The sequence below is a fragment of the Streptomyces sp. NPDC059443 genome (assembly GCF_042750105.1).
Taxonomy (GTDB): domain Bacteria; phylum Actinomycetota; class Actinomycetes; order Streptomycetales; family Streptomycetaceae; genus Streptomyces.
On sequence record NZ_JBHYVM010000068.1, the window covers coordinates 1 to 6,059 of the forward strand.

Annotated in this window: 7 protein-coding genes; all 7 read left to right on the forward strand. The window is 69.5% G+C overall.

The genetic code is table 11. The annotated features are described in order from the left end of the window. Window positions 1-269 precede the first annotated feature (269 nt). Window positions 270-1,127 (forward strand): dihydroorotate dehydrogenase electron transfer subunit, encoded by an 858-nt coding sequence (locus ACFXDJ_RS35695; protein WP_384659235.1) that lies wholly within the window; start codon window positions 270-272, stop codon window positions 1,125-1,127. Next, a complete protein-coding gene (locus ACFXDJ_RS35700; protein WP_384659232.1) occupies window positions 1,124-2,116 on the forward strand; it encodes a dihydroorotate dehydrogenase in 993 nt (330 codons plus the stop codon). The genes ACFXDJ_RS35695 and ACFXDJ_RS35700 overlap by 4 nt, the downstream gene beginning before the upstream one ends. A gap of 245 nt (window positions 2,117-2,361) precedes the next feature. Next, window positions 2,362-2,685: an integration host factor gene (locus ACFXDJ_RS35705; protein ID WP_384659230.1), complete on the forward strand. Its 324-nt coding sequence runs from the start codon at window positions 2,362-2,364 to the stop codon at window positions 2,683-2,685. Window positions 2,686-2,746: 61 nt separating this feature from the next. Further along, window positions 2,747-3,310 carry a guanylate kinase gene (gene gmk, locus ACFXDJ_RS35710; protein ID WP_384659227.1) on the forward strand — a complete coding sequence of 188 codons (564 nt, stop codon included), beginning with the start codon at window positions 2,747-2,749 and terminating at the stop codon, window positions 3,308-3,310. A gap of 61 nt (window positions 3,311-3,371) precedes the next feature. Further along, complete coding sequence (gene rpoZ / locus ACFXDJ_RS35715) at window positions 3,372-3,644, forward strand: DNA-directed RNA polymerase subunit omega (protein WP_215032941.1); 273 nt, start codon at window positions 3,372-3,374, stop codon at window positions 3,642-3,644. Between the two features lie 123 nt (window positions 3,645-3,767). Further along, a complete protein-coding gene (gene coaBC / locus ACFXDJ_RS35720; RefSeq protein WP_384659223.1) occupies window positions 3,768-5,000 on the forward strand; it encodes a bifunctional phosphopantothenoylcysteine decarboxylase/phosphopantothenate--cysteine ligase CoaBC in 1,233 nt (410 codons plus the stop codon). 196 nt (window positions 5,001-5,196) lie between these two features. Continuing rightward, a partial coding sequence (metK, locus tag ACFXDJ_RS35725) for a methionine adenosyltransferase (RefSeq protein WP_384851280.1) occupies window positions 5,197-6,059 on the forward strand: 863 nt, incomplete at its 3' end.

The window sequence follows — 6,059 nt, forward strand, 5'->3', positions numbered from 1 at the left end:
GCCCCCGGACCCCTGCTCCTCAAACGCCGGAGGGGCTGGATACATCCAGCCTCGCCGGCGTTTGAGGCGCGGGTCTGGGCGGAGCCCAGGGAACGGTGGAAGGGCGGGTAGGGGACCGCTCCGCGCAGCGGCAACCCCGCAGCACGGGCCGGCCGGGCCAAGGGCCTATGACCCGGAGGGACAGGGCTTCGGACCGGTGCCCTGCGGGCAAAGGCGGGGCGAGCATGGGGCGGGGGGTTACGCCCCCTACCCCGGACGGAGCGCCCCGCGTGCCACCCGTACAGACCACCGCCACCATCCGGCGGATCACCCCCGTCGGGGCGTACCACCACCTCGTCCTGGACGCCCCGGGGGTGTCAGGGGCCCGCCCCGGCCACTTCGGCGCCCTGGCCATCGGCGGCCGCGACTCCGCCACCCTGCTCCGCCGAGCCTTCTCCATCCACCGCGCCGACCCCGCCAAAGGCACCGTCGAGTTCGTCTTCGCCGAAGCCGGCCGGGGGACCAGGGCGCTGGCCGCGCACCGGCCCGGGGACACCGTCGACCTCATCGCCCCCCTCGGCACCCCCTTCCCCCTCCCCGACGGCCCGACCGCCGCGGTCCTGGTCGCCGGGGGCTACGGCAGCGCCCCGATGTTCGGCCTCGCCGAGGAGATCCGCGGCCGCGGCGGCCGGGTCGCCTTCGTGCTCGGCGCCGCCACCGGGGACCGGCTGTTCGGGGTCGAGCGGGCCAAGGCCCTCGCCGACCACGTGTACGTGGTCACCGACGACGGGTCGGCCGGCCGCAGGGGCCGGGTCACGGGCCCGCTCCGCGAGGCCATCGCCGCGATCGGGGCCACCGAGGTCCACTCCTGCGGCCCGATGGGCATGCTGAAGGCCGTCACGGAGATCGCCACCGCCGCCGGCGCGGCCAGCCACACCGCCGTCGAGGAGGTCATGGCCTGCGGGATCGGGATCTGCATGAGCTGCGTCCTGCCCGTCACCGGCTCCGACGGCGTGACCCGTTTCCTTCGCTCCTGCACATCCGGCCCCGTTTTCGACGGCTCCACCGTTCGCTGGGAGCAGGCCGGAACCCTCCCGCCCGATCTCGAAGGCGCCGGCGCGATGACCCCGAAGGAGGCCTGCCGATGAGCGCGGTCCCGACGCCCCAGCCCCCGATGCCACTCGCGCCCGATGACGTCGACATGTCGGCACCCCTCGGTGCCCACGTCACCCTCCCCAACCCCGTCTCCACCGCCTCCGGCTGCGCCGGCTACGGCCGTGAGCTGCACCGGTTCACCCCCCTCGGCGAGCTCGGCACCATCACCACCAAGACGGTGATGCCCTACGTCCGCTCCGGCCGCGCCACTCCCCGGACGGCGGAGACCCCCAGCGGGATGCTGAACTCCATCGGCCTCCAGGGCTCCGGCATCGACCACTTCGTCGAGCACGAGCTGCCCTGGCTGGCCGGGACCGGGGCGCGTGTCCTCGTATCGGTCGCGGGGGAGCACCCGGAGGAGTTCGCGGCGGCCGCGGCCCGGCTGACCGGGCAGCCCGGGGTGGTCGGCATCGAGGCCAACATCTCCTGCCCCAACGTCGCCACCCGCGGGCTCGTCTTCGCCTGCGACGCCGACGCCTCCTTCGAGGTGGTCGCGGCGGTCAAGGCGGCGGCCGATCCGGCGCTGCCCGTGTACGCCAAGCTGACCCCCGACGTGACCCGCGTCACGGACATCGCGGCCGCCTGTACGGAGGCGGGCGCCGACGGGCTCTCGATGATCAACACCGTCCTCGGGATGGCCATCGACACCGACACGATGCGCCCCGCCCTCGCGGGGGTCACCGGCGGCCTTTCCGGACCCGCGATCCGGCCCGTCGCCGTGCGCTGCGTGCACCAGGTCTACGGGGCGATGTTGGCCGGCGGCGTACGGCGGGTCCCCATCCTCGGCATGGGCGGGATCGCCTCCGGCCGGGACGCGCTCGAATTCGTCCTCGCCGGAGCTTCGGGCGTGGCCGTCGGGACGGTGCTGTTCAACGATCCGTCCGCGCCCCTTCGGATCCGCGACGACCTGCGTTCGGCACTCGCCGTACGCGGAATAGGGGCGTTCGAGGAGGCCGTCGGGCTGGCTCATCGCACTGCCTGACGAAAATCGAACGTCTTTCACCGGACAAAACCGGGGTAGTTTGTCCGTGATGTACGGTTCAGTGGAGGCTGACCAGGACTTTTCGTCCGTTCTCGCTGACTGGAGCGGTCATGGCCGCTAGTCTCCGACCAGAGTGAACGAGCAGCGATCGAGCACAACCGCTGTTCGGGAACTCGCCTGGTGTGGTGCCTTCCGGCATCTCACCGGTCCGTATCCGACAGTTCGACATCCGAGGTGACGTAGGCGTGGCTCTTCCGCCCCTTACCCCTGAACAGCGCGCAGCAGCGCTCGAAAAGGCCGCCGCGGCTCGCCGGGAGCGGGCCGAGGTGAAGAATCGACTCAAGCACTCCGGCGCCTCGCTCCAAGAGGTCATCAAGAACGGCCAGGAGAATGACGTCATCGGCAAGATGAAGGTCTCCGCACTCCTGGAGTCCCTGCCTGGCGTGGGCAAGGTGCGCGCCAAGCAGATCATGGAGCGCCTCGGCATCTCCGAGTCCCGGCGTGTCCGAGGTCTCGGTTCCAACCAGATCGCCTCTCTGGAGCGTGAGTTCGGCACTCCTGCCGGCTGACGCGTCGCCTGAAGTTCTCCCGGCGTTCTCAGGCAGTCCCGAGAAGCTGGATAATCGCTCTATGGCAGCAGAGGTTCGTCCGCGGCTGACCGTGCTCTCCGGCCCTTCGGGGGTCGGCAAGAGCACGGTCGTCGCGCATATGCGCAAGGTTCACCCCGAGGTCTGGCTCTCGGTGTCGGCCACCACCCGCAAGCCGCGGCCCGGTGAACGGCACGGAGTCCACTACTTCTTCGTCAACGACGACGAGTTCGACAAGCTGATCGCCAATGGCGAGCTGCTGGAGTGGGCCGAGTTCGCGGGCAACCGCTACGGCACACCACGCGGCGCGGTGCTGGAACGCCTGGAGAACGGCGAGCCGGTCCTGCTGGAGATCGACCTCCAGGGCGCACGGCTCGTGCGCGAGTCCATGGCCGAGGCCCAGCTGGTCTTCCTGGCACCTCCGAGCTGGGACGAGCTGGTCCGCAGGCTCACCGGCCGGGGTACCGAATCGCCGGAGGTGGTCGAGCGCCGCCTCGGCGCCGCCAAGATCGAACTGGCTGCCGAGTCCGAGTTCGACACCACCCTGGTCAACACCTCGGTCGAGGACGTGGCGCGCGAGCTGCTAACGTTGATGAATGTCGTTTGATCGCTGATCGATGTTCCATCGATCAGCGTTTGATTTTTCACCCATCTTCGGAAGGTAGAGCGTGTCCTCTTCCATTACTGCGCCCGAGGGCATCATCAACCCGCCGATCGACGAGCTGCTCGAGGCCACGGACTCGAAGTACAGCCTCGTGATCTACGCGGCCAAGCGTGCCCGTCAGATCAACGCGTACTACTCTCAGCTCGGCGAGGGCCTGCTTGAGTACGTCGGCCCGCTGGTGGACACCCACGTCCACGAGAAGCCGCTTTCGATCGCGCTGCGCGAGATCAACGCGGGTCTGCTGACCGCCGAGGCCATCGAGGCCCCGGCTCAGTAAGCACGTTTTCCTTTCACTACAGGCCCGGCAGACCATCTGCCGGGCCTGTGGTGTGTCATAGGTGTCATAGGTGTCGTGGGCGTACGGGTCCGCGTACGGGGATCAGCCGAAGGGGCGTGTGTGGTGGCGGGTAAGCCGAAGGTCGTACTCGGAGTCAGCGGCGGGATCGCCGCGTACAAGGCCTGCGAGCTGCTGCGCCGGCTGACCGAGTCCGGGCACGACGTGCGCGTGGTGCCGACGGCGGCGTCGCTGAACTTCATCGGCGAGGCCACCTGGGCCGCCCTCTCCGGGAATCCGGCCTCCACCGAGGTCTGGGAGTCCGTCCACGAGGTGCCGCACGTGCGCATCGGGCAGTCCGCCGATCTCGTCGTCGTCGCCCCGGCCACCGCCGACATGCTGGCCAAGGCCGCCCACGGGCTCGCCGACGACCTGCTCACCAACACACTGCTCACCGCCCGCTGCCCCGTGGTGTTCGCACCCGCGATGCACACCGAGATGTGGGAGCACCCGGCCACCCAGGAGAACGTGGCCACGCTGCGCCGGCGCGGCGCCGTGGTCATCGAGCCCGCGGTCGGGCGGCTCACCGGCAAGGACACCGGCAAGGGGCGGCTGCCCGACCCGGAGGAGATCTTCGAGGTCTGCCGCGCCGTCTTGAGAAGGAACGGTCTCGCCCGCGGGGCGGCCGAGCCCGACCTCACCGGGCGCCACGTGGTGATCAGCGCGGGCGGTACGCGCGAGCCGCTGGACCCGGTCCGCTTCCTCGGCAACCGCTCCTCCGGCAAGCAGGGCTACGCGCTGGCCCGTACCGCCGTGGCGCGCGGGGCCAGGGTGACCTTGGTCTCCGCCAATGCCGCGCTCGCCGATCCGGCCGGGGCGGACGTCGTACGGGTGGGCACCGCCGTGCAGCTGCGCGAGGCCGTGCTCAAGGCAGCGGCGGACGCCGACGTCGTGGTGATGGCCGCGGCGGTGGCCGACTTCCGGCCGTCCGAATATGCGGGCGGAAAGATCAAGAAAAAGGACGGGCAGGAGCCCGCACCGGTCATTCTCGTGCGCAATCCGGACATCCTCGCCGAGATTTCCGTGGACCGGGCCAGAGAAGGCCAGGTCGTCGTGGGCTTCGCCGCGGAGACCGACGACGTGCTCGCGAACGGACGTGCGAAGCTCCTCCGCAAAGGATGTGATCTTCTCGTCGTGAACGAGGTCGGCGAGACGAAGACCTTCGGTTCCGAGGAGAACGAGGCTGTCATCCTGTCGTCCACTGGGGAAGAGGTGCCCGTCCCCTACGGTCCGAAGGAAGTGCTCGCAGAGGTGATTTGGGATCAGGTCGCCCTGCGCCTCGCATCCCGACACGCCTGAGCGATGGCCCTTTCCGCGGGCAACTCCGTGCGCAAGAATGGAGTGTCGCAGGTCACACGGCTTCCATTGGGCGAGACGGGTGGTCCGGCGAACGGTGGCGACCGATAAACTGCATTCGGAACGTGATCGGGCGCAGCCCCCGGTGTGGTTCCGCCAATAGATTCAGCCAGCAGCCGCTGCAACCCCAGGGAGCGTTGTGTCCCGTCGCCTGTTCACCTCGGAGTCTGTGACCGAGGGTCACCCCGACAAGATCGCTGACCAGATCAGCGACACCATCCTCGACGCGCTCCTCACCGAGGACCCCACCTCGCGCGTCGCCGTGGAGACCCTCATCACCACCGGTCTCGTCCACATCGCCGGCGAGGTGACGACGAAGGCGTACGCGCCGATCGCGCAGCTCGTCCGCGACAAGATCCTTGAGATCGGCTACGACTCCTCGAAGAAGGGCTTCGACGGCGCCTCGTGCGGCGTGTCGGTGTCCATCGGCGCGCAGTCCCCGGACATCGCGCAGGGTGTCGACACCGCGTACGAGAAGCGCGTCGAGGGCGACGAGGACGAGCTCGACAAGCAGGGTGCGGGCGACCAGGGCCTGATGTTCGGCTACGCCTGCGACGAGACCCCGGAGCTGATGCCGCTCCCGATCCACATCGCGCACCGCCTGTCCAAGCGCCTTTCCGAGGTCCGCAAGAACGGGACCATCCCGTACCTGCGTCCCGACGGCAAGACCCAGGTCACCATCGAGTACGACGGTGACAAGGCCGTCCGCCTCGACACGGTCGTGGTGTCCTCGCAGCACGCGGCGGACATCGACCTGGACTCGCTGCTCGCCCCGGACATCCGCGAGTTCGTCGTGGAGTACGTGCTGGCGCAGCTCGTCGAGGACGGCATCAAGCTGGACACCGAGGGCTACCGCCTCCTGGTCAACCCGACCGGGCGCTTCGAGATCGGCGGCCCGATGGGCGACGCCGGTCTGACCGGCCGCAAGATCATCATCGACACGTACGGCGGCATGGCCCGTCACGGCGGCGGCGCCTTCTCGGGCAAGGACCCGTCCAAGGT